26 protein-coding genes, 2 pseudogenes and 1 riboswitch are annotated in these 24706 nt (G+C 65.5%); of the genes and pseudogenes, 19 read left to right on the forward strand and 9 right to left on the reverse strand.

All coding sequences use genetic code 11. The features are described 5' to 3' along the window. Positions 1-80: 80 nt before the first annotated feature. The 6 genes and pseudogenes from J6500_RS10455 to thiC all read left to right on the forward strand — a co-directional run. A pseudogene (locus J6500_RS10455) lies at positions 81-410 on the forward strand (lytic transglycosylase domain-containing protein); the annotation flags it as partial. A 186-nt stretch (positions 411-596) separates the two neighbouring features. Then, a riboswitch (TPP riboswitch) is annotated at positions 597-739 on the forward strand. Next, positions 727-1740 carry an FAD-dependent oxidoreductase gene (locus J6500_RS10460; protein WP_225712602.1) on the forward strand — a complete coding sequence of 338 codons (1014 nt, stop codon included), beginning with the start codon at positions 727-729 and terminating at the stop codon, positions 1738-1740. Its footprint overlaps the riboswitch before it by 13 nt. Then, positions 1731-1928 carry a sulfur carrier protein ThiS gene (gene thiS / locus J6500_RS10465; RefSeq protein ID WP_225712603.1) on the forward strand — a complete coding sequence of 66 codons (198 nt, stop codon included), beginning with the start codon at positions 1731-1733 and terminating at the stop codon, positions 1926-1928. Before J6500_RS10460 ends, thiS begins: the two co-directional genes overlap by 10 nt. 184 nt (positions 1929-2112) lie before the next feature. Beyond that, a complete protein-coding gene (locus J6500_RS10470; protein WP_225712604.1) occupies positions 2113-2895 on the forward strand; it encodes a thiazole synthase in 783 nt (260 codons plus the stop codon). Further along, positions 2882-3490 (forward strand): thiamine phosphate synthase, encoded by a 609-nt coding sequence (thiE, locus tag J6500_RS10475; protein ID WP_225712605.1) that lies wholly within the window; start codon positions 2882-2884, stop codon positions 3488-3490. Before J6500_RS10470 ends, thiE begins: the two co-directional genes overlap by 14 nt. Positions 3491-3684: 194 nt before the next feature. Then, positions 3685-5550 carry a phosphomethylpyrimidine synthase ThiC gene (thiC, locus tag J6500_RS10480; RefSeq protein ID WP_225712606.1) on the forward strand — a complete coding sequence of 622 codons (1866 nt, stop codon included), beginning with the start codon at positions 3685-3687 and terminating at the stop codon, positions 5548-5550. Positions 5551-5834: 284 nt separating this feature from the next. On the opposite strand, the gene J6500_RS10485 is transcribed toward thiC, so the two are convergent. Next, the gene (locus J6500_RS10485) at positions 5835-7502 is read right to left on the reverse strand and encodes a flavin-containing monooxygenase (RefSeq protein ID WP_225712607.1); all 1668 of its coding nucleotides are present in this window, start codon (positions 7500-7502) and stop codon (positions 5835-5837) included. Positions 7503-7726: 224 nt separating this feature from the next. On the opposite strand from J6500_RS10485, the gene J6500_RS10490 reads away from it, so the two are divergent. Beyond that, positions 7727-8125, forward strand: a complete 399-nt coding sequence (locus J6500_RS10490) for a hypothetical protein (protein WP_225712608.1) — start codon at positions 7727-7729, stop codon at positions 8123-8125. A 121-nt stretch (positions 8126-8246) separates the two neighbouring features. After that, positions 8247-8756, forward strand: a complete 510-nt coding sequence (locus tag J6500_RS10495) for a mismatch-specific DNA-glycosylase (protein WP_225712609.1) — start codon at positions 8247-8249, stop codon at positions 8754-8756. Between the two features lie 103 nt (positions 8757-8859). Here the strand turns inward: J6500_RS10495 and J6500_RS10500 are convergent, their stop codons facing one another. After that, a complete protein-coding gene (locus J6500_RS10500; protein ID WP_225712610.1) occupies positions 8860-9294 on the reverse strand; it encodes a hypothetical protein in 435 nt (144 codons plus the stop codon). Between the two features lie 249 nt (positions 9295-9543). Here J6500_RS10500 and J6500_RS10505 point away from each other — a divergent pair, with 249 nt between their 5' ends. Then, positions 9544-9927 carry a RidA family protein gene (locus J6500_RS10505; RefSeq protein WP_225712611.1) on the forward strand — a complete coding sequence of 128 codons (384 nt, stop codon included), beginning with the start codon at positions 9544-9546 and terminating at the stop codon, positions 9925-9927. A 215-nt stretch (positions 9928-10142) separates the two neighbouring features. On the opposite strand, the gene J6500_RS10510 is transcribed toward J6500_RS10505, so the two are convergent. Both J6500_RS10510 and J6500_RS10515 read right to left on the reverse strand, forming a co-directional pair. Beyond that, positions 10143-10487: a hypothetical protein gene (locus J6500_RS10510; RefSeq protein WP_225712612.1), complete on the reverse strand. Its 345-nt coding sequence runs from the start codon at positions 10485-10487 to the stop codon at positions 10143-10145. 243 nt (positions 10488-10730) lie between these two features. Continuing rightward, a complete protein-coding gene (locus J6500_RS10515) occupies positions 10731-11495 on the reverse strand; it encodes an SOS response-associated peptidase (RefSeq protein ID WP_225712613.1) in 765 nt (254 codons plus the stop codon). A gap of 62 nt (positions 11496-11557) precedes the next feature. Between J6500_RS10515 and J6500_RS10520 the strand changes: the two genes are divergently transcribed. From J6500_RS10520 to J6500_RS10540, 5 genes are all read left to right on the forward strand, one after another. Beyond that, positions 11558-12058: a hypothetical protein gene (locus tag J6500_RS10520; protein ID WP_225712614.1), complete on the forward strand. Its 501-nt coding sequence runs from the start codon at positions 11558-11560 to the stop codon at positions 12056-12058. Between the two features lie 30 nt (positions 12059-12088). Beyond that, complete coding sequence (locus tag J6500_RS10525; RefSeq protein ID WP_225712638.1) at positions 12089-12508, forward strand: NUDIX hydrolase; 420 nt, start codon at positions 12089-12091, stop codon at positions 12506-12508. An 86-nt stretch (positions 12509-12594) separates the two neighbouring features. Further along, positions 12595-12972, forward strand: coding sequence for a TIGR02301 family protein (locus tag J6500_RS10530; protein WP_225712615.1), 378 nt, complete (start codon positions 12595-12597; stop codon positions 12970-12972). Next, on the forward strand, positions 12962-13618 hold the full coding sequence (locus tag J6500_RS10535) for an HAD family hydrolase (RefSeq protein ID WP_225712616.1): 657 nt from the start codon (positions 12962-12964) through the stop codon (positions 13616-13618). Before J6500_RS10530 ends, J6500_RS10535 begins: the two co-directional genes overlap by 11 nt. A 123-nt stretch (positions 13619-13741) precedes the next feature. After that, on the forward strand, positions 13742-14008 hold the full coding sequence (locus J6500_RS10540) for a hypothetical protein (RefSeq protein WP_211982752.1): 267 nt from the start codon (positions 13742-13744) through the stop codon (positions 14006-14008). Between the two features lie 5 nt (positions 14009-14013). On the opposite strand, the gene J6500_RS10545 is transcribed toward J6500_RS10540, so the two are convergent. Next, positions 14014-15348, reverse strand: coding sequence for a dihydroorotase (locus tag J6500_RS10545; RefSeq protein ID WP_225712617.1), 1335 nt, complete (start codon positions 15346-15348; stop codon positions 14014-14016). Positions 15349-15476: 128 nt separating this feature from the next. On the opposite strand from J6500_RS10545, the gene ygfZ reads away from it, so the two are divergent. The 5 genes from ygfZ to J6500_RS10570 all read left to right on the forward strand — a co-directional run bounded on the left by ygfZ (position 15477) and on the right by J6500_RS10570 (position 20988). Next, positions 15477-16364 carry a CAF17-like 4Fe-4S cluster assembly/insertion protein YgfZ gene (gene ygfZ / locus J6500_RS10550; protein WP_225712618.1) on the forward strand — a complete coding sequence of 296 codons (888 nt, stop codon included), beginning with the start codon at positions 15477-15479 and terminating at the stop codon, positions 16362-16364. Further along, positions 16361-16987, forward strand: coding sequence for a DNA-3-methyladenine glycosylase I (locus J6500_RS10555; RefSeq protein WP_225712619.1), 627 nt, complete (start codon positions 16361-16363; stop codon positions 16985-16987). The genes ygfZ and J6500_RS10555 overlap by 4 nt, the downstream gene beginning before the upstream one ends. Further along, positions 16984-17592 carry a YfbR-like 5'-deoxynucleotidase gene (locus J6500_RS10560; protein ID WP_225712620.1) on the forward strand — a complete coding sequence of 203 codons (609 nt, stop codon included), beginning with the start codon at positions 16984-16986 and terminating at the stop codon, positions 17590-17592. Before J6500_RS10555 ends, J6500_RS10560 begins: the two co-directional genes overlap by 4 nt. 96 nt (positions 17593-17688) lie before the next feature. Then, positions 17689-18195 (forward strand): tyrosine phosphatase family protein, encoded by a 507-nt coding sequence (locus J6500_RS10565; RefSeq protein WP_225712621.1) that lies wholly within the window; start codon positions 17689-17691, stop codon positions 18193-18195. Between the two features lie 102 nt (positions 18196-18297). Then, on the forward strand, positions 18298-20988 hold the full coding sequence (locus J6500_RS10570) for a DUF2339 domain-containing protein (protein ID WP_225712622.1): 2691 nt from the start codon (positions 18298-18300) through the stop codon (positions 20986-20988). Between the two features lie 16 nt (positions 20989-21004). Here J6500_RS10570 and J6500_RS10575 read toward each other — a convergent pair whose 3' ends face one another. The 4 genes and pseudogenes from J6500_RS10575 to J6500_RS10590 all read right to left on the reverse strand — a co-directional run bounded on the left by J6500_RS10575 (position 21005) and on the right by J6500_RS10590 (position 24300). Continuing rightward, on the reverse strand, positions 21005-21238 hold the full coding sequence (locus tag J6500_RS10575) for a DUF6894 family protein (protein ID WP_225712623.1): 234 nt from the start codon (positions 21236-21238) through the stop codon (positions 21005-21007). A gap of 203 nt (positions 21239-21441) precedes the next feature. After that, positions 21442-22020: a hypothetical protein gene (locus J6500_RS10580; RefSeq protein ID WP_225712624.1), complete on the reverse strand. Its 579-nt coding sequence runs from the start codon at positions 22018-22020 to the stop codon at positions 21442-21444. Between the two features lie 174 nt (positions 22021-22194). After that, on the reverse strand, positions 22195-23181 hold the full coding sequence (gene acuI, locus J6500_RS10585) for an acrylyl-CoA reductase (NADPH) (RefSeq protein ID WP_225712625.1): 987 nt from the start codon (positions 23179-23181) through the stop codon (positions 22195-22197). 44 nt (positions 23182-23225) lie between these two features. Continuing rightward, positions 23226-24300 (reverse strand): annotated as a pseudogene (locus J6500_RS10590) (MFS transporter). Positions 24301-24706 lie beyond the last annotated feature (406 nt).

A 24706-nucleotide genomic window follows, 5' to 3' on the forward strand; every position in this document is an offset into this window, starting at 1 on the left:
ATGAAACCGCCGAACCTGACCGGCCCGATTGACCAGACATGACGATCTCTCAGACTGTTGCCTGGATCGCCGCGATTGCGGGCGGCACCATCGGGCTGATGCAGATCAAGCTCGGCACTGCGCGCGGGCTCGGCTACACCGGCACCGCCGAGGGGCTGCGCGACCCTGCGACCAATCTCAAATACGGCATTAAATACCTCGCCGGCGCGTTCCGCGCCGCAGGCGGCAATCATGATCGAGCCGTGCGTTATTTCGCGGGCGGGTATTACTATGTCGCAAAGCGCCAGCGCGGCATGCACCTGAACGAGGCGAAGCACGGCGGCGTGAGTGCACCGCCGAAGGAGCTTGCCCGGCAGGATCAGGTGACCGCCGAGACCGCCGAGGCCAAGCCGGAACAGGCTGCAAAATAAGGGGTGACGGCGCTGACAGCCCGCCACGATGCGGGCGCCGGCTCACGCTTCACCACTTACTATTCACCACCATAACGACGCGCGCTGCGGCAGCGCAACCGCACCCGATACGCCGAAGGCGGCGGCACATCGCGCCGTGCAGTTCCTGCATACACGTTGACACGCCCAGCCATCCGCCTACATTGGGGCCGTTCCGAGGGGTGCTCCGAAGGAGGAGCTGAGATACCGCAAGCTTGGACCCGCCAGAGTGGCGGCAAGTCCGGGACCGCGGTGACCCTTTGAACCTGATCCGGGTCATGCCGGCGAAGGGACAGGGATGTATCAGACGTCAAGACCGCGGGGGGATTCCCCCGTCTCCATCATCGGCGCAGGCATAGCCGGCGCCTGGCATGCGCTCTTGTTCGCAGAGGCCGGACGTGCCGTCACCCTGCATGAGCGCAGTGACGCCGCGATGACGGAATCCACAAGCCATTGGGCGGGCGGCATGCTCGCGCCGTGGTGCGAGGCCGAGAGCGCCGAGCCCGCGATCTCGCGGCTCGGCATCCGCTCGCTCGATCTGTGGCGGCGGCATTTTCCCAAAACCCCGTTCAACGGCTCGCTGGTGGTGGCGCATCCGCGCGACCGCGCCGATTTCGAGCGCTTCGCCCGCATGACCAGCGGCCACCGTCGGCTGGATGCGCAAGGGATCGGCGAGCTGGAGCCGTCGCTGGAGGGCCGTTTCCGCGATGGCCTGTTCTATCCGGGCGAGGGCCATGTCGAGCCGCGCCGCGTGCTGCCGCAGTTGCATGCAGCGATCGAGCGCGCCGGCGGCGCTATCCGCTTCGGCAGCGAGGCCGAGGCCGGCGATCTCGACGGTCTCGTGATCGACTGCCGCGGCCTTTCGGCGCGCGACCGTGAGCGTGGCCTGCGCGGCGTCAAGGGCGAGATGATCATCATCGAGACCCCGGAGGTCGAGCTGGCGCGCCCGGTGCGGCTGATCCATCCGCGCTGGCCGCTCTACGTGATCCCGCGCGGCGACGGCCGCTTCATGCTGGGCGCCACCTCGATCGAGGCCGAGGATACCGGCGTCAGCGTCCGCTCGGCACTCGAGCTCTTGGGCGCCGCTTATGTCGTGCATCCGGCATTCGGCGAGGCGCGCATCGTCGAATTCGGCGCCGGGCTGCGGCCGGCATTTCCCGACAATCTGCCCAAAATCAGGATCGAGCCGGAACGCATCACGGTGAACGGACTCTACCGTCACGGCTTCCTGCTGGCGCCGGCGCTGGCCGAGCTGACGCTCGCCTATCTCGCGCGCGGCGAAATCGACAATGAGGTGATGCAATGCGCGTGATCGTCAACGGCGAGCAGCGGGAGATCAGCGCAGCCAGCGTCGCCGCGCTCTTGAGCGAGCTCGACTACGAGGGCACCCATTTCGCGATCGCGCTGAACTATGACGTGGTGCCGAAGAGCCGCTGGGCCGAGACCGCGCTGAAGGCCGGCGACGAAATCGAGATCATCACGCCGCGGCAGGGAGGGTGATGGGCATGCGCACAGGCTCTCTCCCCACATCGCCCCGGCGCAGGCGGGGACCCATAACCACGACCGGGAATCGTCGGAAAGAACGGCGCCCCGTGCGCCCCATTGAAGGGCCGCGGAGTATGGGTCCCGGCCTGCGCCGGGACGACGATCGAGTGCGGGGCTGAGAGCAGAGAGACACGGATCTATGGTCACTTTCTACGGCAAATCCTTCCCCTCCCGCCTTCTGATCGGCACGGCGCTGTACCCCTCGCCCGCGATCATGCAGGCGGCGATCCGCGCCTCGGGCGCGAGTATCGTCACCGTTTCATTGCGACGAGAAGCCGCGGGCGGCAAGACCGGGGACGCGTTCTGGTCGCTGATCCGCGAGCTTGGCGTCAGCGTGCTGCCGAACACCGCCGGCTGCCGCAGCGTCAAGGAGGCCGTCACCACCGCCAAGCTGGCGCGCGAATTGTTCGGCACGCCCTGGATCAAGCTCGAGGTGATCGCCGACAACGACACGCTGCAGCCCGACGTGGTCGGCCTCGTCGAAGCCGCGACCATCCTGATCAAGGACGGTTTTGAAGTGTTTCCCTATTGCACCGAGGATCTGTCGGTCGCCTCGCGCCTGGTCGACGCCGGCTGCAAGGTGGTGATGCCGTGGGCCGCGCCGATCGGCAGCGCCAAGGGAATCATCAACCGCGATGCCTTGAGATTGCTGCGTGACCGGCTGCACGACATCACGCTGGTGGTCGATGCCGGCTTAGGGGCGCCATCGCATGCCGCCGAGGCGCTGGAGCTCGGCTACGACGCCGTGCTGCTCAACACTGCCGTCGCCAAGGCCGCCGATCCCGTCGCGATGGCCAATGCCTTCCGCCTCGGCGTCGAAGCCGGGCGCACCGCCTATGAAGCCGGCCTGATGGAGGCCCGCGACTTCGCCTCCCCCTCCACCCCTGTCGTTGGGACACCGTTCTGGCATGCCGTATCCTGATCGCTTCTATCCCGTGGTCGACACGGTCGCCTGGGTCGAGCGCCTGACCAAGCTCGGCGTCGGCACCATCCAGCTCCGTGCCAAGGAGCTCGACGACGGCGCAGCACTGCAGATCGTCACCGACGCGCTCGCGGTGACCAAGGGCACGCCGACCAAGCTCGTGGTCAACGATTACTGGCGCGCGGCGATCGTCGCCGGCGCCGAGCATCTGCATCTCGGCCAGGAGGACCTTGCGGCCGCCGACCTCGCCGAGATCCGCAACGCCAAGCTGACGCTCGGCATCTCCACCCATGACGATGCCGAGCTCGCCACCGCGCTCGCCGCCAAGCCCGACTATGTCGCGCTCGGTCCGATCTTCTTCACCACGCTGAAGTCGATGCGGTTCGAGCCGCAAGGCATTCCCAAGATCACGGAGTGGAAGAAACGGATCGGCGCGATCCCCCTTGTCGCGATCGGCGGCATCAAGTTCGAGCACGCGGCCGAGATCTTCGCGGCCGGCGCCGACTCGATCGCCGTCGTCTCCGATGTCACCCAGAACGCCGACCCCGACGCGCGGGTGCGGCAGTGGCTCGGCCTCGAAGCGGAGGCCGCGTGATGCGCGGCGTCGCACACTATTCAACCCGTCACCCTCGCGCAAAGGCTTCGCCTTTGTCGCTGCAGGTGGCCGCTTCTTCAGCGGCCCTCGAAGGGTCGACGGCTCGGCTCGTCGACCCTTCGAGGCTCGCTGCGCGAGCACCTCAGGGTGACGAGGTCAACAGCATTTACAACAGTTAAGAAGGAGGATCCCTCATGAATATCCGCTCCAACCCGGACAACACCCGTCCCGCCGTCACCACCGGTCCGCTCCCTGCCTCGCGCAAAATCTTCGCGACGCCGTCAGCCGCGCCCGACTTGCGCGTGCCCCTGCGCGAGATCATGCTGTCCGAGGGCGCCGGCGAGCCGAACCTGCCGGTCTACGACACCTCAGGCCCCTACACCGACCCGGCCGTGACCATCGACGTCAACACCGGCCTGCCGCGCAACCGCCTCGCCTGGGTCAAGGAGCGCGGCGGCGTCGAGGAATATCAGGGCCGCGACATCAAGCCGGAGGATAACGGCAATGTCGGCGCCGCCCATGCCGCCAAGGCCTTCAACGCGCATCACAAGCCGCTGCGCGGGCTCGACGGCCACAAGATCACCCAGCTTGAGTTTGCCCGCGCCGGCATCATCACCAAGGAGATGATCTACGTCGCCGAGCGCGAGAATCTCGGCCGCAAGCAGCAGCTGGAGCGTGCCGAGGCTGCGCTCGCCGACGGCGAGAGCTTCGGCGCCGCGGTGCCGGCCTTCATCACGCCGGAGTTCGTGCGCAGCGAGATCGCGCGCGGGCGCGCCATCATCCCCTCCAACATCAACCATGCCGAGCTCGAGCCGATGATCATCGGCCGCAACTTCCTGACCAAGATCAACGCCAATATCGGCAACTCGGCGGTGACCTCGTCGGTCGAGGAAGAGGTCGACAAGATGGTGTGGGCGATCCGCTGGGGCGCCGATACCGTGATGGACCTTTCCACGGGCCGCAATATCCACACCACCCGCGAATGGATTTTGCGCAACTCGCCGGTGCCGATCGGCACCGTGCCGATCTACCAGGCGCTGGAGAAGTGCAACGGCGATCCCGTCAAGCTGACCTGGGAGCTCTACAAGGACACCTTGATCGAGCAGTGCGAACAGGGCGTCGACTACTTCACGATCCACGCCGGCGTGCGGTTGTCCTACATCCACCTCACCGCGCAGCGCGTCACCGGCATCGTCTCGCGCGGCGGCTCGATCATGGCGAAGTGGTGTTTGGCGCACCACAAGGAGAGCTTCCTCTATACGCATTTCGAGGAGATCTGCGACATCATGCGCAAGTATGACGTCTCGTTCTCGCTCGGCGACGGCCTGCGCCCGGGCTCGATCGCCGACGCCAACGACCGCGCGCAATTCGCCGAGCTCGAGACGCTCGGCGAGCTCACCAAGATCGCGTGGGACAAGGGCTGCCAGGTCATGATCGAGGGTCCCGGCCACGTGCCGATGCACAAGATCAAGATCAACATGGACAAGCAGCTCAAGGAATGCGGCGAGGCGCCGTTCTACACCCTCGGGCCGCTGACCACGGACATCGCGCCGGGCTACGACCACATCACCTCGGGCATCGGCGCGGCGATGATCGGCTGGTTCGGCTGCGCCATGCTCTGCTACGTCACGCCGAAGGAGCATCTGGGCCTCCCCGACCGCAACGACGTCAAGACCGGTGTCATCACCTACAAGATCGCCGCCCACGCGTCGGATCTCGCCAAGGGCCACCCCGCCGCCCAACTGCGCGACGATGCGCTGAGCCGCGCGCGGTTCGACTTCCGCTGGGAAGACCAGTTCAATCTCGGGCTCGACCCGGACACCGCGAAGAACTTCCACGACGAGACCCTGCCGAAGGAAGCCCACAAGGTCGCGCATTTCTGCTCGATGTGCGGCCCGAAGTTCTGCTCGATGAAGATCACCCAGGACGTGCGGGATTACGCCGCAACGCTCAACGACAAGGAACAGGGGATGGCCCAGATGAGCGCCAAGTTCAAGGAGATGGGGAGCAGCGTGTATCTCGATGCGGACAAGGTGAAGGAGAGCAATCGGGTGTTGTGAGGCTACAGCACTCCCGCTGAACACGAGACCGGGCCCGAGTGCCCGGTCTTTTTGTTTGTGGCAGAGGCGGAACCGGCATTCGCCGCCTTCAGCAAGAAGGTGACACTTCGCTAACCTAACTATAGCGCAATGAGGTGGTTCAATCCTCATCGCGCTTTGGCTCTTTGTTTGACGATGTAGCCCCGGATGAGCGCAGCGATATCCGGGGCTGCATCTCTCCCGCGTGTCGCTTCCGCCGTCGCTCTTCGAGCTATGGCGGACAAGCCGCTCACGCGGGCTACGAACTATGCCGACACGCTGGCGCCAGCCGCTCGCATACCGTCCCGCGGTCCAGCACGAAACTCAATCTCCTCGTACCCCTTCGCCGCCACGCCGTTGATGATCCCCAGGAACTTCGGCGTGCCGCCGTTGTACACGAAGTACCGCACCGTGCCCTCCTCGTGCCCTGCGACGTTGGAGTTGTAGCCGGTGAACCACGACTTGGCCTTCCGCATCAGCATGATCTCGTACATTTTGGCGACATGCGCGGTCCAGCGCTCCTGCGCTTCCAGTGTGGCGTCGGCACGCGTGTAGCCCCGGTCCCACATGTATTTCAGCAGATCGGTGCACCAGCCGACGCCGTTCTCGATGCCGCGTGGAAAATTGGTCGAGGCCGACGCGCTTTGCGGGCCGGTCGGCATCAGCAAATTCGGAAAGCCGTGGACCAGCATGCCGAGGAAGGTGGACGGCGCGTGCTTCCATTTGTCGGCCAGTTTTTCGCCGCCGACGCCGGTGATATCGATCTGGTCGTAGGCGCCGGTGATGGCGTCGAAGCCGGTGGCGTAGACGATGATGTCGAACTCGTAGTCGCGTGCCGATGTGCGCAGGCCGGTTTCGGTGACGCGGACCAGCGGCGTCTCGCTGAGATCGACGAGATGCACGTTGTCGCGATTGTAGGCCTCGAAGTAGTTGGTCTCCAGCGGCAGGCGCTGCACGCCAAAGCCGTGATCCCGCGGGATCAGCTTTTCGGCGACCTTCGGATCGTTCACGCGCTGGCGGATGCGGCCGGCGATGTATTCGGACAGCTCGGCGTTGGCGGCCTCGTCCATGAAGATCTCGCGGTAGTTCGCCAGCCAGATGCCGAAGCCTGGCTCATCATAAAGCCTGTCCCACAGCTTGAGCCGCTCCTCGCGGCTCACCTCGTAGAAACCCTGGCTCTGCGGTCCATGCACGAAGCTGCCCGGCGTCACCGCGCAGGCGGCGAAGATCTCGTCGTAGCGCGCGCGGATGTCGGCCATTTCAGCTTCCGAGATCGCACCGTTGTTGAGCGGCGCGCTCCAGTTCGGGCGGCGCTGGAACACGGTGAGCTCGCCGACCTTGTCGGCGATCTCGCCGATCAGCTGAATGCCGGTGGCGCCGGTGCCGATCACCGCGACCCGCTTGCCGGCGAGGTCGACCGGCTCGTGCGGCCAGTAATAGGTGTGGAAGGAGCGACCCTTGAAGTCGCTGATCCCGGGCACGCGCGGCATGGTCGGCGCCGAGAGCAATCCGATCGCGAGCACCACGAAACGGCAGGTCAGCTCGCGGCCGTCGCTGACCACAAGGTGCCAGAGATCGCGCGTCTCGTCGAACCGCATCGCCTCGACCTTGCAATTGAACTGCATATGCTTGCGCAGATCGAACTTGTCGGCGACGTAGTTGAGGTAGCGCAGGTTCTCCGGCTGGCCGGAGAAGCGCTCCTTCCAGTGCCACTCGTCGAGCAGCTCGCGCGAGAACGAGAAGCCGTAGGTGTAGCTTTCGGAATCGAAGCGACAGCCGGGATACCGGTTCCAGTACCAGGTGCCGCCGAGATCGGGCGCGGCTTCGAGCACGGTGGCGTCGATGCCGAGATCGGCCAGCCGCTTGATCTGGTAGATACCCGCGACGCCGGCGCCGACGACGATCACCTCGTAATGGGTCTTGGCCTCTCCCATGCTTCCGCTCCGGCTTCTTGATCTATTGAGATCGATTACAGACCCTTTTGCCGAAGCAGGCAACGTGGGATCAGACGCACAACTTGCGTTGAGGCGCTGCGCACACCAGATCGATCCTCGCGTAGCCTGCATGAGCGCAGGCGATATCCAGGGTTTGGATCCATCCCGCATGTCGCTTGCGCTCATGCGGGCTAGGCATCGTCCATACCTGATCTGGGATCGCCATGACCGACAATCTGACCGGTGTCTGGGACGGCAGCTACGTTCAGCCGGGCGCCGGCATGGTGACCTTCCTGGCGACGCTGATCGAGGCCCGCGGCGCGGTCAGCGGCAGCGTGACCGAGCCCTGCGTGACGCCCGGCTGTCCGCTCAGCACCCACAACGCCTCGCTTGCGGGCCATCGCGCCGGCAGCACGGTGTCGTTCGTCAAGCGCTACGAGCCGCCGGGCTACGGCTACCACACGGTGCATTACGAAGGCACGGTCAATGCGGAGGCGACGGAGATCGATGGCCGCTGGCGCATTCCGGGCACGCGGTTCTCGGGAGCGTTCTTGATGGTCCGCGCGGGCAGGGCAGCGGAGACTGTTGCGACCGAGGAAAAGATCAAGGCGCCGGCGCAGTAGCAGGTTCGAGCAACAGGCGTGATAAACGTAGCCCGGATGAGCGATAGCGATAGCCGGGTCTTCCATCCCGCATATCGTTATCGCTCACGCGGGCTACGCGTCACCCATTCCATCCTGCCAGATGTCCCACGTTTCCCACCGCCTCCCCGACCAGCTCCGCGCCAACCTGCGCCTCGTCTTCGTCGGCACCGCCGCGAGCACGCGCTCGGCCGCGGTCGGGCATTACTACGCCCATCCCGGCAACCGCTTCTGGCGCGCGCTGCATGAAGCGGGGATCACGCCGCGGCGTTACCGGCCGGATGAGTTCGCGGCGCTGCTTGCGCTTGGCATCGGCTTCACCGATCTCTCCAAGACCGGCGCCGGGATGGATCATGAGATCGCGCGGCAGTCGTTCGACGTGATCGGCTTTCGGGCGAAGATCGAGACCTATCTGCCGAAGACGGTCGCGTTCACCAGCAAGAAGGCGGCGAGCCTGTTCTATCACCGGCCGACCAGCGCGCTCGCGTTCGGCCGGCAGGCGCCACTGCGCGGCTTTCCCGACGTATTCGTGCTGCCGTCGCCATCGGGCGCCGCGTCAGGAGCGTGGACGTTGCAGCCGTGGCGTGAGCTGGCGGAGTGGATCAACTCGTAGCCCGGATGGAGCGAAGCGTAATCCGGGACGGCCGCTTCCGCGGAGATTGTCGGCCCCGATTGTGCTTCGCTCCATCCGGGCTACGCGTCGCTCATGGCCTCCGCTATTCCTTCAATGAAATCGCCAGCCCGCTGAGGTCGAAATTGGCCATCAGCCCGACCTGCTTGCCGCTCAATTCGAGCACCGCGCCGTTCGGGTTGGTCAAGAGGATGCCGCGCACGCCGGCACCGAGCGCAACGCCGGCGCCCGCCGCGGCGTAGACGCCAGCGATGTCCTGGGGACGGCGGATGTTGCGCACGCGTCCCTGCAACGTGGTCTGGGAGCCGCCGAACACGAGTCCGTAATCCAGCCCACCAGCCGTCAGCCCGTAGGTCTTGCCGTGAAAGGTCATGACGCCCTTGCCGGCGGAGCCGCCGAACACCCAGCCGCCCTTGAAGATCACGAGCGTCACGGCGCCCTCGTCAGCCAGCGCGGCGGACGATCCGGTGAGCAGCGCCAATGCAAACAGCACGGCGCGGGCGGCGGACGACAATCTCATGGGATATTCTCCAGGCGGAGTGGGAGGCAGATCGAGTCGCGCCAATCTAGCCGATGGGCGACACCATTGATGTGTCCGCAAGAGCACACAGAGTTGAGCTTGTCGCCGACGCCGCGGAGCCTATCATCGGGGCGTGTTCTTACGCGAAACCCGGTTTGCACGGGCCAAAACCTAGCTTTGACGCGCTTCCTTCACGCGGACGGGTAGTTCGCGTCGCTTGAAAGCGCTCCGTACACAGAATGGTGAACCATGCCCATCCAGCATTTTCCTCCTCCGCCCGGCGTCAAGGCGCCGCCGCTCTCGTTCGGCGCTCGCGTCGGCGACCTGCTGTTCATCTCGGGCATTCCGGGCTTCGACGCCGACCGCAACTTGCCCGACAGCTTCGAGGCGCAGTTCGCCAATGTCGTGATCAACTTCAAGCGCGTGCTTGACGAGGCCGGCGCGACGATCCGCGATCTTGTCAAGGTCAACGTGCTGCTGACCCGCGCAAGCGACGTCGCAACGATGAACGTGTTGTATGCCGGCGCGCTTGGCCCGGCGCCCTATCCCGCCCGCACCACCTGCGTGGTGGTGGCGCTGCCCGACCCGAAGATGCTGATCGAGATCGAGGGCGTCGCCTCGCTAAGGGGGTGATGGCAATCGCACTTGTCCAGGCGAGGCTCGAGGCGCTGATTCCGCGCGAGTGAGGGAAGCAGCAACGGAAGGTTTCCCTCCCCTTGCGAGCTCGCAAGAGGAAGGGAGCCGACCGGCGTGGTCACCTCACGTTGGCGCGCCGAGCGCCCTGCCCATCATTCGCCGTGTTCGCGATGGCACGCTTGCGCTTTGCAGCCCGCAAACTCAGGGCGAACTCAGGGCACGTTGATCTGCTCCCTGGTCGAGGCGCCGACCACCTCGACGCCCTTGGTGCCGAGCAGATGGGAAATGTCGAGCGAGACCTGATAGGGCGCGGTTTGCGGCAGGCCGATGCCGCTCTGGCATCCGACCACCTCGATCCCCCAATATTCGGGCTGCCTGATGTAGATCAGAGGGTGCAGCTCGACCTTCATCGTCACCCATGGCTTGGTGCCCGACACGATCAGAATGAAGGATTTCGGCACGATGCCGGGCACAACCCGTACGTCATCGAAATCGATCAGCCGGCACGATGTGGAATGAGGCAGGCTTTCGAACTGCTTCAAATCGCTCTCTTGCATGACAATCTCCGGTGTAGCAATGACGTCACAAAATCGGTGGCTGCGCGAGCGTAGTACAATCTTTGATTGCATTCAAGGCAGCAGATATCTCAGAATGCGCAAGAGCGAAAGCCGGGACTCATTCCCCCAAGCGTCACTGGTTGCACGACGCCGGGGCCACGGTCTCGTTCACAATCAAATTCGGTGGTTATGGGTCCTGGCTTTCGCCAGGACGACGGATGGAGAGAGTTGTGCGTGCGCCCTCTAGAACAACGACCCCTGCCCGTCATCCTCCGACGGAGGCGCCACCTTGCGCGGCACTACCTTCTTTGGCGGTGGGGCCTCTTCCGCCGCGATCTCTTCGGCGGTCATCGGCAGCGTGAGTTGCGCATCGTCATTGGCAAAGCTGTTCACGCGTGTCGTCACCTGGTACCAGGCGAACTCGCCGATATCGGGACCTTTCAGCAGCGGCATCACCTCATCGGCGTCGTCCGTGCGGCAGTCGAGCCAGCGCGCGAAATCGTCCGGCCTGATCGTGACCGGCACGCGGTGATGCAGGGCTGCGAGATCGCGGCTCGCCGGCGCGGTGACGATCGCGACGGTGTCCTGTTCCTCGCCGTTCGGCCCCATCCAACATTCGGCGAGCGCGGCGAAGGCGACCGGCTCGCCGTTGCGGCGATGGATGAAGAACGGCCGCTTGCGGCCGCCCGCATCCTGCCATTCGTAGTAGCCGTCGGCCGGGACCAGCGCGCGGCGCCGCCTGATCGCATTCTTGAACGCCGGCTTCTCGCGTACCGTCTCGGCGCGGGCATTGATCAGAAGCGAGAAGGTGCGGGGGTCCTTGACCCAGGACGGGATCAGGCCCCAGCGCATCAATTGAAAGTGCCGGCCGCCATTCTGCAGCAGCACCACCGGGATCGGCTGGGTCGGCGCAATATTATACCGCGGCGGGAAATTCGGCTGCTCGATATAACCGAACATCTCCCGCAAGGCCGCAGGCGGCGAGGTGATCACAAAGCGTCCGCACATATCCCGTCCAGGATAGTATCCATTTATTCCGCTTTAACCCCAACCGTTAAAGAGTGCGAGCGATGACCTCAACGGCCGCCATAGCGGGCTCATCCCCGCGACCGACGTATCCCGACGAGGCGCGGGCAGCGCAGTTGCGCGCCGGCAACATCAATCCGCGCACCGGGCTTGCGACCGACTACCTCAATCATTTCAACGAAGCCATCATGCTGCTGGAGATGATTCCGGACATGCCGGAATGCGCCAGCGATTTCCTGGAATGGCGGCCGCTGTCCTATGCCGAGCATTTCATCGCCTCTAATTTCAAGGCGCGCGATTTGGCGATCGAAGCCTATGAGGCGGCGGATGTCGACATTCGCGCCGAATTCGACCACCTCACCGACAGCATGACGCGGATCCTGACCGAGGTCGGCTCGGCGATGCGCCGGTTGCAGCAGGACAAGAGTCGGATCGCGCTCGCCGAGCAGGCGATCGTCTGGGTCAAGCCGTTGGTGATGCAGACCGCGGGCGTGATCAACGGCGCGGCAGAGGCCGATGTCGACAGCATCATGGCAGGCGCCTGATTTATCGGGCATGCTGTTGCCCCGATGACCGTGACCTCTCCCGAACCTCCGTCCCGCCCGCAGCTTGCCGTCTCAGGCGCGATCTTTCGCGACGGCAAGGTGCTGCTGGTGCGCCGCGCCCGCTCGCCGGGCAGGGGCTTCTACTCACTGCCCGGCGGCCGAGTCGAGTTCGGCGAGTCCCTGCACGCCGCCCTGCACCGCGAGGTCGACGAGGAGACGGCGTTGCGGATCGAGATCCTGGGCCTCTCCGGCTGGCGCGAGGTGCTGCCGGCCGGGCCCGGCGGCGGGCACTATCTGATCATGTCGTTCGCGGCGCGCTGGGTCTCCCGGGAGGTGGTGCTGAACGACGAGCATGACGACTTCAAATGGCTGGCACCGGAGGAGATCGGCGATCTCAAGGTCACCGGTGGGCTCCAGGACGTGGTTGCGGCGGCCCGGAGGCTGGTCTGAGGCCGGTTCCGGGCGATGAGTTGCTTCCCGCCTGCCTTGCCTCGGGCGCATTGCGCGGGCATACACGGGCCGTCCCGGAACCCCTGATGACCAAAGCATTTCTGACCGTTGTTTTGCTCCTGTCGGCATGCCTCGCGACGCCCGCCCGCGCGCAGGACGCGCCCGCGCCGTTCGACGGTGACCTGCAGCGGCTGGCCGAGATCCTCGGCGCGCTGCACTATCTGCGCGGCATCTGCAACGCCAACGAAGGCACCAAGTGGCGTAACGAGATGCAGGCCCTGATCGACGCCGAAACCCCCACCGGCGACCGCCGCGCCCGCATGATCGCCGGCTTCAACCGCGGCTATAACGGGTTCCAGCAGACCTACCGGACCTGCACGCCGGCCGCCGCCGTTGCGATCCGCCGCTACATTGAGGAGGGCTCGAAAATCTCCCGCGACCTGACGGCCCGTTATGCCAACTGAGACTGCGATCTTCTTCGACCTCGACGGCACGCTGACCGATCCGAAGCCCGGCATCACCGGCTCGATCCAGTATGCGCTGCGCAAACTTGGCCGCCCGGTTCCGTCCCAGGACGAGTTGACCTGGTGCATCGGGCCGCCGCTCCGGGCGAGCTTTGCGACGCTGCTCGGAGGCGAGGAACATGCCGACCAGGCGGTGGCGTTCTACCGCGAGCGGTTCGGCGATGTCGGGCTGTTCGAGAACGCGGTCTATCCCGGCATTGCCGAGGTGCTGGCCGCCCTGCGCGCGGCGCCGCGGCGCATGTTCGTGGCGACTTCGAAGCCGCATGTGTTCGCAACGCGGATCGTCGCGCATTTCGGGCTGGCTGATCATTTCGACCACGTGTTCGGCTCCGAGCTCGACGGCACCCGCGTCAACAAGGCCGAGCTGCTGGCCTATGCGCTCGAGCAGACCGGCGTCGATGCGGCCGCTGCCGTTATGATCGGCGATCGCAGTCACGACGTGATCGGCGCGAAACGGAACGGAATCCGCCCGGTCGGCGTCACCTACGGCTATGGCAGCTCTGCGGAGCTGATCGAGGCAGGCGCGAGCCATCTTTGCGCCTCACCTCGCGCGGTGCTCGACCATATCGGCGCTTCATTCGCATAAATGCCCAAGGGCCCGTTAACCTTTTCTAAAGATTTGGGCTAGGCGGTAGGGGGATGCGTGCTACACCTCGACGATCTTGCCGCGGTTCGATCCCGGACCGCGGATACATTTTGATGAAGTTGCATGCGCCATCCAGCGTCCTTTCCCCTCCCCCATGACCCGCGTCCCGATCACGAGCAGAAACAGGCCGCGCTGAGTTACCTCAATCAGGCCTGGGCGGAAGCACGTCTTGATGGCGTCGACGGCGACTGCCTGGCGCAGGCCAGCCTGTTCGCGGCGCTCGCCGAGCTGGTCACCACCTATGGCGAGGACGCGGTGGCGACGTTCGCCGAGAACCTGCCTGCGCGCCTGCGCAACGGCGAGTTCTCGCTGGTGCTGGCGCGGCAGTAGATACCTTAAGGCCGCAACGTCTCGAGGAAGCGGACCGGCTCGCCCGTTGACGGCGTCGCGAGCTCGCCCTGCCACATCACCCGCTTGCCGCGCACGAAGGTGCCGACCGGCCAGCCCTGCACCCGCACGCCGTCATAAGGCGTCCATCCCGCGCGCGAGGCGACCCATTTGTTGGTGATGGTCTCGCTACGCTTGAGGTCGACGATCGTGAAATCGGCGTCATAGCCTGCGGCGATGCGGCCCTTGCAGGCGATGTTGAACAGTCGCGCCGGCCCTGCGCTGGTGAGGTCGACGAACCGCGCCAGCGACAGCCGGCCGGCATTGACGTGGTCGAGCATCAAGGGCACCAGCGTCTGCACGCCGGTCATCCCCGACGGCGAGGCCGGATAGGCCTTCGACTTCTCCTCCAGCGTATGCGGCGCATGGTCGGAGCCGAGCACGTCGATGATGCCCTGCTCGACGCCGTACCAGATGCCGGCACGATGATCGGCCGAGCGTACCGGCGGGTTCATCTGGGCCAGCGTGCCGAGCCGCTCGTAGCACTCCGGCGCGGCCATGGTGAGGTGATGCGGCGTCGCCTCGCAGGATGCGACGTCCTTGTGGTCGCGCAGGTAGAGAATCTCTTCCTTGGTCGAGATGTGCAGCACATGGATGCGCTTGCCGGTCTCGCGCGCCAGATTGACCAGGCGCTCGGTCGCCATCAGCGCGGCAGTCTCGTCGCGCCATACCGGATGCGAGCGCGGATCGCCCTCGATCCGCAGCGGCTTGCGCTCGTTGAGGCGGTATTCGTCCTCGGCGTGGAACGCGGCACGGCGCCGGATTACCTGAAAAATCCGTCGCAGGCTCTCGTCGTCCTCGACCAGCAGCGCGCCGGTTGAGGAGCCGATGAAGACCTTGACGCCGGCGCAGCCCGGCGCGCGCTCGAGCTCCGGCAGGTCCTGCACGTTCTCGCGGGTGCCGCCGATGAAGAAGGCGAAATCGCAGTGCATGCGATGGCGGCTGCGGTTGATCTTGTCGGTGAACGCCGCCTCGGTGACGGTCAGGGGGTTGGTGTTCGGCATCTCGAACACCGCGGTGACGCCGCCCATTACCGCGCTGCGCGAGCCGGTCTCAAGGTCTTCCTTCTGCGTCAGCCCGGGCTCGCGGAAGTGCACCTGGGTGTCCATCACGCCGGGCAGGATGTGCAGGCCCTTGCAATCGATCACCTCGCCGGCCGAGGCCTGGCCGAGCGAGCCGATCGCGGCGATGCGGCCGCCGACCACGCCGATATCGCGCACACCCTCGCCGTCCTGATTGACCACGGTGCCGGATTTTAGAATGGTGTCAAAATGCTGATTCATCGGTCCTCGACGCCCGCTTTCCACAGTCGCGCGGGCCTTGTTCGAGGCACTGTAGCGCCTTAGCTTGGCAGGGGGAAATCCGGCTCCGGCATTTCCCAAAGGAACTTGAAAAAGAGCCGTTTTTTCGAATGAAAGCAGCATTTCTTCCGGATCGGGGCGTGGTCAAGGTCGCAGGCGACGACGCCCGCAACTTCCTCAACGGCCTCATCACGACCGACATCACCGAGCTGCGCCCGGGGCAGGCGAAGTTCGGCGCTCTGCTGACGCCGCAGGGCAAGATCATCGTTGATTTCCTGATCACCGAGCTCCCGGACGACCATGGCGGTGGCTTTCTGCTGGATGTGCCGCGTGCACTTGCGAAGCGACTTGCCGACAAGCTCACCTTCTACAAGCTACGCGCGAAGGTCAGCGTCGAGGACTTCTCCGATCGGCTTAAGATGCTGGCAGCCTGGGATGGCGAGCCCAGGATGACGGCGGGTATAGCATTCATAGATCCTCGCGATACGGCACTCGGCTGGCGTCTCGTGGTGGCTCCACATGCGGACGTCGAAGATGATTACTCCGTTATTCTCGGTGCCGATCTCGTCGACAGCAGCGCCTATGAGGCGCACCGCATCGCGACCGGCGTGCCGCGGGGCGGGCTCGACTTCATGTATGGCGATGCGTTCCCGCACGAGACCAACATGGACCGCCTCAACGGCGTCGACTTCGACAAGGGCTGCTATGTCGGCCAGGAGGTCGTGTCGCGCATGCAGCATCGCGGCACCGCGCGCACCCGCACCGTGAAGATCCTCCTCGACGGCCCCTCGCCCGAAGCCGGTGCGACCATCCTCGCCGGCGAGAAGCAGGTCGGCACCATCGGCTCGACTGCGGGCGAGAAAGGCCTCGCGCTGGTCCGCATCGACCGCGTCGCCGATGCGCTCGACGCCGGTCTGCCGCTGACCGCGGGCGGGCTGTCGCTTCGCCTCGCCGATCCCGACGTCGTCCGCACCCCGCCCAAACAGAACATCGCATGAGCCGCACCGCCAAGCTGCATCCCGACGGCAAGATGCGCTGCCCGTGGCCGGGCGAAGACCCGTTCTACATCGCCTATCACGACACCGAATGGGGCGTGCCCGAGTATGACGACCGCGCGCTCTATGAAAAGCTGATCCTCGACGGCTTCCAGGCCGGCCTGTCCTGGATCACGATCCTGCGCAAGCGCGAGAATTTCCGCAAAGCCTTCGACGATTTCCAGCCCGAGAAGATTGCGCGCTACACCGACAAGAAGGTGCATGCGCTGATGAACGATGCCGGCATCGTGCGCAACCGCGCCAAGATCGAGGGCGCTGTGGCGAGCGCCAAGTCGTATCTGGAGATCATGGAGAAAGGTCCCGGCTTCTCGAAATTCCTGTGGGACTTCGTCGACGGCAAGCCGAAGGTCAACCAGTTCAAGACCACTGCGAGCGTGCCGGCCTCGACGCCGGTCTCGATCAAGGTCTCCAAGGAGCTCGGTGCGCGGGGCTTCAAGTTCGTCGGCCCGACCATCGTCTATGCCTTCATGCAGGCGACCGGCATGGTCAACGATCATCTCGTCAGCTGCTTCTGTCACGAGGCCTGCAGCGGCAAGCTCCGCACGCCGCGGCTCAAGGCGAAATGACCGTGCGTCCATCGACGGAGACCGTCCGCGCCTGGCAGCGCATGCTCTCCGGACGCCGGCTCGACCTGCTCGATCCGTCGCCGCTCGACATCGAGATCGTCGACATCGCGCATGGGCTGGCGCGGGTCGCGCGCTGGAACGGACAGACCTCCGGCGCACATATCTTTTCGGTGGCGCAGCATACGCTACTGGTCGAGGCCGTGATGCGCCAGCAGACGCCGCGCGTCGATATCCGCCACCGCCTCGCCGCGCTGCTGCATGACGCGCCGGAATACGTCATCGGCGACATGATCTCGCCGTTCAAGGCGGTGCTGGGCGGCGACTACAAGGCGGTGGAGAAGCGGTTGCTGTCCGCGATCCACATCCGCTTCGGCCTGCCCGCCGTACTCGCAGACGAGATCACGCAGCAGATCAAGGCCGCCGATCGCGGCGCCGCCTATCTCGAGGCGACGCATCTTGCGGGATTCTCGCAAGCCGAGGCCAAGCGGCTGTTCGGCCGCGATCCCGGCCTGCCCGAGGCGACCGAGCGCGACTACCTGACGCCGTGGACTGCGGCCCGGGCCGAAAAGCAGTTCCTCGAACGGTTCAACGCACTGCACGTGTAGCAGCGCAGCATTGTAGTTTCGTAGGGTGCGCACCCGCTTCGCTTTGCCCGCCCTGCGGCAGCGGCTATAATTGCGCCAACGTACCTAAGGACCACCATGCTTCACGTCTGCTCGCTTGCCGCGCTGTCCGACACGGTCCGCATCACTGGTGCAAGCCATGTGCTGACCGTGATGGCCAATGTCGATCAGGTACCGCGGCCGCCCTCGGTGCTTCCCGCCAATCATCTGAAGGTATCGATGGACGACATCACCGAAGTGATGGACGGCTTCGTCGCGCCCAACGAGACGCATATTGAGCGGGTGCTGAGCTTCGTGCGCGGCTGGGATCGCCGCGCGCCGATGGTGGTGCACTGCTATGCCGGGATCAGCCGCTCGACTGCGAGCGCCTTTGCCGCCGCCTGCGCGCTCAATCCGCACCGCGATGAAATGGCGATCGCCCGGCTGATCCGCGAAGCCTCGCCGATCGCGCAGCCCAACCGGCTGATCGTCAGCCTCGCCGACAAGGCGCTGGGGCGCGAGGGGAGAATGCTGCGCGCGCTCGAGGCGATGGGGCCGGGCAGCATGACCGTCGAGGGCAGCCCATTCCGGATCGATCTGGAATAGCACGAACGTGCCACACCCCTTGGCTTGAACTTCCGAGCTTCCAGGCTGCACATAATAAGTTGCGACGGGCCGAAGGCTCCGGCGCGCTTTGCCGAAGGCGCAATGTTCGACTCGCCGTTTGATTTCCTCACACTTGCCATCGCCATTATCGCGATTGCTTTCGCGCAAAAGGCGATGAGCCAGGTCGCCGCGCTGCGGCGACGGCTGGATGCGATCGAGGTTGCTACATGGACTGCGGCACGGCCGGTCATGCCGCCTCCGTTGGCGCCGACGCAGGACTTCGAGCCGGCGCCACCAATGGCGCCTTCCGCCACGCAGCCGCCACCACTCCCCGAGCCACCTCCTATCCTGCCCGAGGCGGAGGACCAGCCGGACGCAAGCGCGCCCGGCGCCGCACCACCGCCGCTGCAGCAGCCGGCTGCCGGCTTCGAGGAGACCATCGGCACCCGCTGGGTGGTGTGGATCGGCGGCCTGACACTCGCGCTCGGCGGTTTCTTCATGGTGCGCTATTCGATCGAAGCCGGCCTGCTCGGCCCCGGCGTGCGCACCATGCTCGGCGGACTGTTCGCACTGGCGCTGCTTGCGGCCGGCGAATGGACGCGGCGCAAGGAGAATATCTCGGGCATCGCCCCGCTGCCGATCGCCAACATTCCGGCGATCCTCACCGCTGCCGGCACCGCGGTGGCCTTCGCCACCGTCTATGCCGCCTATGCGCTGTACGACTTCCTCGCGCCGCCGACCGCGTTCATCCTGCTTGGCATGGTCGCGCTCGGCACGCTCGCGGCCGCATTGCTGCACGGACCGGCGCTCGCCGGGCTCGGCATCGTCGGCGCCTTCGTCACCCCGCTCCTGGTCTCGTCGGACAAGCCGGACTTCTGGTCGCTCTATATCTATCTCGCCATCGTCACCGCGGCCTCGTTCGGACTTGCGCGCATCCGCCTGTGGCGCTGGCTTGCGGTCACGACGATCCTGTTCGCGCTGCTGTGGACCTTCCCCTGCCTGCAATGCGGACCCCACATGGTCGCGCCGCACGCCTTCCATGTCATCGCTGGGTTCATGCTTGCCGCGCTGCTGGTGGTCTGCGGTTTCATGTTCGGCCCCGAGAGCGACGGCGAGGCGATCGAGCCGATCTCGTCAGGCTCACTTGCCGCCTATCTGCTCGGCGCGATGCTGATCGTGCTGAACAGCTATCATGCCGACATCGCGATGATCAGCTTCGCGCTGCTGGTCGCGGGTACCCTGTTGGTCGGCTGGCGCGCGCCGGCCGCGGTGCGCGCGGTCGGCGCCGCATCGATCTTCGTCTTCATCGTGTTCGGCGAATGGGCCGTCCGCGCCAACGTCGATACCCTGGTGCTGCCGGGCGGCGCCATCCCGGGCATCGGCCCGTTGCCGACCGACGGCTCCGTCTCGCTGCATCTTATCACCGCGGCGATTTTCGCCGCGGCGTTCGGCATCGCCGGCTTCTTCGCGCAGCTGCGCTTTACCGCCATGCAGGTCATGGTGACCTGGGCCGCCGCGGCGGTCTTCACTCCGATCGCGCTGCTGGTCACGCTCTATGCGCGGATCGCGCATCTGGATCGGTCGGTGCCGTTCGCGATCCTCGCCGTGCTGCTCGCGGCTTGCTATGCCGCCGCGACCGAAGCGCTGACGCGGCGCGGCGAACGGCCGGAGCTGTCACCCTCGATCGCGCTGTCAGCCACCGGCACGCTCGCCTCGCTCGCGCTCGCGCTCACCTTCGCGCTCGACAAGGGCTGGCTCACCATCGCGCTGGCGCTGGTGTCGGCTGGCACGGCGTGGATTTCGGTGCAGCGGCCGATCCCGTTCCTGCGCTGGCTTGCCGCGATCCTCGCCGGCATCGTGGTGCTGCGCATCGGCTATGAGCCGCGCATCGCGGGCGATGCCGTCGGCAGCACGCCGATCTTCAACTGGCTGCTGTGGGGCTACGGGATCCCGGCGCTGTCGTTCTGGGCTGGCAGCCATTTCCTGCGCCGCAACGGCGACGACGTGCCGCTCCGGATGGTCGAAGCCGCCGCCGTGCTGTTCACGGTGCTGCTCGCCTTCATGGAGATCCGTCATGCCGTCAACAGCGGCGACGTCTATCGCAGCGCCGCCGGACTGACCGAGATCGCGATGCAGGTCTGCGTGGCACTTGCGATGGCGATCGGGCTGGAGCGCCTGCGGCTGCGCAGCGGCAGCATTGTCCGCAATGTGGCCGCGATCCTGCTCGCGGTCTTTGCCGGACTTGCCAGCGTGTTCGGGCTGCTCGGGCTGGAGAACCCGCTGCTGTGGTACCGGGACGTCGGCGGCAGCTTCATCAATTTGCTGCTGCTCGGGTATGCGTTGCCGGCAGTGCTGGCGCTGCTGCTGTCCTACGCGGTGGCCGGCCACCGCCCGGCGAGCTACGCCAACACGATCGCCGGCGGCGCGCTGATCCTGGCGCTCGCCTATGTCAGCCTCGAAATTCGCCGGCTCTACCACGGGCCGGTGCTGAGCCGCGGCGAGACCACCGATGCGGAGCAATATACCTACTCGTTCGCCTGGCTGATGTTCGGCGTCGCGCTGCTTGGCATCGGTATCCTGGTCAACTCGCAGCGGGCGCGGCTCGCCTCCGCGGCGGTGATCGGCCTGACGATCCTCAAGGCGTTCATGGTCGCCATGTCGACGCTGACCGGCGTCTATCGCGCGTTGTCGTTCATGTGCCTCGGCATCGTGCTGGTCGCGATCGGCTGGCTGTACCAGCGGATCCTGTTTCGCAGGCAGGCACCACCGCCCGTCGCGCAGGCGGAAGGATAAGCGGCAGCGGCAGATGTCAATCGACGGATTCCGCGACCAGACGGATTCTGAATACGGGCTTCCTGCCCTCGTCGAGCAACTCCATGTGCCATTCGCTGTTCTGCTGGAGATTGCGCGAGATGCTGCCGAGGAAGTTGCCGCACACCTTCGTCATCTCGGCCCAGGCCGCGTCCCGGCTCTCGAATTCCGTCGGATGATCGGACGCGCCCGCGTAATCGCCATCACTGATGCGAAAAAAATACTGCGCCATAACTGTGCTCAAATGCGTGGTCCCCACGTTCCGGTGAACGTCGGCTATTGAGTAGCCACCAGCGCAAACGCCGCCATCCGTATGACTACGGCTTGGCGGCGGATATTCGGGCCAGTTCGAAAGGACGAGACTTCGAGCGCGATCCCGGTTTTCCGAAAAGATCATGCGCAAACAAGGAGCTGATGTGCAATGACGGTCGCGCGTCAGTCGGTCGAGCGGCGCAATTCCGGGGCGCTTTCGACCTTGGCCGGCTCGGCCTTGACCGGCTCGAGCTTTGAGCTCTCGACCCGCGGCGTTTCGACCCGCGACACCTCGGTCTGCGAGGCGTCCGCCGAACGGGTGCGCGGATGCAGCGAGCGGGGCCGCGCCACCGACCGGGCCATCAGCATCTGCTGCGCGCCCTGGTGGCGGAAATCGCAATAGGCGAAGCCCATGCCGGAAACCGAGCCGCGGAACGAACGGTCGTCCTGCTTGTCGAGATTGAAGCAGGGTTCGAACGGAATCCCCTTCAGCGAGGCGCAAACGCTCTGGCCACGGACTTGCAGCGTGTTGCCGGGCAGCCGGACATGGCGGATCGGACCGGAGCCGGAGAACTGGATCGAGCCGGCGGCGCCCATGTCGTCGAGGATGCGACCGGCGCCGCGGGTGCCGTCGAAACAGGTGAAGGCGAACACCTTGCCGGCGACAAATTTGCGCGCCTCGTCGGCGTTCATCATGCCTGCGAACGCCGGTACGGCCATTGCTCCGGCCGTCACGGCCCCCAACACCAAACGCGCAAGCATGCAGCTACTCCACCCTACGAGCGCGGGCTCGCTCCTTGTTGAGCATGACCCTTACGGCGACGCCATCCGCGAGGATTTCCCCGCCGGGATCATGCTGCAAGTCTCTTTACCCGCTGCTTACCATACCAACAGTGGCAACATTGGAGCAGCTTGGTTGGTAAAGTCTGAACGCCCTCAGACTATTTTTACCACGATCCGCCCGCGAACCTCGCCGGCGAGGATTTTCGCGCCATAGGGGACGACCTCATCCAGCGCAATTTCGTGAGTAATATCAGCGAGTTTTACCTTGTCCAGATCGCTGGCCAGGCGGGCCCAGGCAACTCGCCGCTGCTCGATCGGGCACATCACCGAGTCGATACCGAGAAGGCACACTCCCCGCAAAATGAAAGGCGCAACAGACGACGGCAGATCCATACCGGCGGCCAGGCCGCAGGCCGCGATGGCGCCGCCGTATTTCGTCATCGACAGCAGATTGGCCAGCGTGGTCGAACCGACGCTGTCGACGCCGCCAGCCCAGCGCTCCTTCGCCAGCGGCTTCGCTGCACCGGACAGTTCGGCGCGGTCGATCACCTCGGCAGCGCCGAGACCTTTCAGATAACCGGCTTCCGACTGGCGGCCGGTCGAGGCGATGACGTGGTAGCCGAGCTTGGACAGCACGGCGACCGCGACCGAGCCGACGCCGCCGGCCGCGCCGGTCACCACGACCGGGCCGCTCTTCGGGGTCAGGCCGTGCTTCTCCAGCGCCAGCACCGAGAGCATCGCGGTGTAGCCGGCAGTGCCGACCGCCATCGCATCGCGTGCTGAAATGCCGTCAGGCAGCCGTACCAGCCAGTCGCCCTTGACGCGGGCCTTCTCGGCATAGGCGCCGAGGTGGGTCTCGCCCATGCCCCAGCCGTTGCAGATGACCTTGTCGCCCGCCTTCCAGGCGGGATGGCCGGATTGCTCGACGGTGCCGGCGAAATCGATGCCGGCGATCATCGGGAACCGGCGCACCACCGGCGCCTTGCCGGTCAGCGCCAAACCGTCCTTGTAGTTCAGCGTCGACCACTCGACCCGCACGGTGACGTCGCCGTCCATCAGTTCGGCGCCGTCGAACTGGGTGAGCGTGGCGGCGGTACCCTTGTCCGCCTTGTCGATCCTGATCGCCTTGAACGTTGCCACGATGTGCACTCCCGGAAAGCCTGTTTCCGGGCATGTTTAACCCATCAGGCTGGCTGCGCAACCGGCCGCACCACCGGCTTTTCGACGATCGGCAGATTGATCAGCGCCGACAGCACGCCGAACAGCACCGAGAGCCACCAGATCGGCGTGTAGGAACCGAACTGCTCGAACACGATGCCGCCAAGCCAGACGCCGAGGAAGCCGCCGACCTGATGACTGACGAAGGCGAAGCCGTACAGCGTCGCGAACCAGCGCGTGCCGAACATCAGCGCGACCAGCGCCGAGGTCGGCGGCACCGTCGAGAGCCAGGTCAGGCCGCTGATCGCGCCGAATGCGATCGCCGAGAAGGTCGTGATCGGGAACGAGATGAAGGCAACGATCGACAGCGCGCGGGTGAAGTAGATCACCGACAGGATGTAGCGCTTCGGGAACAGATTCTGCAGCCAGCCGACGCTGAGCGAGCCGATGATGTTGAACAGGCCGATCGCCGCGATCACCCAGCCGCCAGTCGTCGCCGGAATGCCGCGGTCGGCGAGATAGGCCGGCAGATGTACGGTGATGAAGGCGAGTTGGAAGCCGCATCAGCGCGGCCTGCCAGCCGAAATTGTCGATCATCGCGACGCCGAACGGCGCGAACAGGAACTGGCCGAACGAGCCTGCGGCCGTGCCGGCACCGAGCGCGATGCCGCGCCGCTCCGGCGGCAGCAGCTTGCTGAACGCCGACAGCACGAGGTTGAAGGAGGAGCCCGAAAGACCAAAACCGATCAGCACGCCGGCGCCGATATCGAGCGACAGCGGCGTCGACGAATAGCGCATCAGCAGCAAACCGGCCGCATAGAGCAGCGCGCCGACGATCATGACGCGCAGCAGGCCGAAGCGGTCGGCAATCGCGCCGGCGATCGGCTGGCCGAGGCCCCACAACAGGTTCTGCAGCGCCAGCGCGAGGCCGAACACGTCGCGGCCCCAGGTGAATTCCTTGCTCATCGGCTGCACGAAGAAGCCGAGGCTGGCGCGCGGGCCGAAGCTGAGCAGCGCGATCGCGCAGCCGCAGACGATAATGACGAGCGGCGTGCGCCACGTGGCAGAGGTCGGACGCAGGTCTCCGGTGGTTACAGTCATGTCGTTCCCCGCAACTGCTGCGGGGCACCCCGCACCAAATGTTACAGGGAGTTAATGCAGGTGCATGAAAACCCCAAGGGGCGGCGGAGAAAAATCTTCGCCTGCAGAGCAGCTCTGCAGAATCGGAAAGCATGATGACCGTCATCCCGGCCGTCTTCTCTTTCCTCTTGAAAACGGCAAGGCCGGGATGGGGGTCCAGCCGCGCACCGCTGTGCCGTGGAGAGACCAGAGCGCTGCTCTGGCGAGCAAAGCGGCCTCCCATTCCAAGGCAGGGCGATCGCATGTGAGGCGCGTAAGCTTATCGGCTGGTTCACTTCGCCCTCCCGCTTGCGGGGAGGCCGACGCACATCGTGAGATGCGTGGCGAGTGGGGGTGTATCCACGGTGGGATTCTCCATGCGGAGACA

The organism is Bradyrhizobium semiaridum (assembly GCF_020329505.1).
GTDB classification, from domain to species: Bacteria; Pseudomonadota; Alphaproteobacteria; order Rhizobiales; family Xanthobacteraceae; genus Bradyrhizobium; species Bradyrhizobium semiaridum.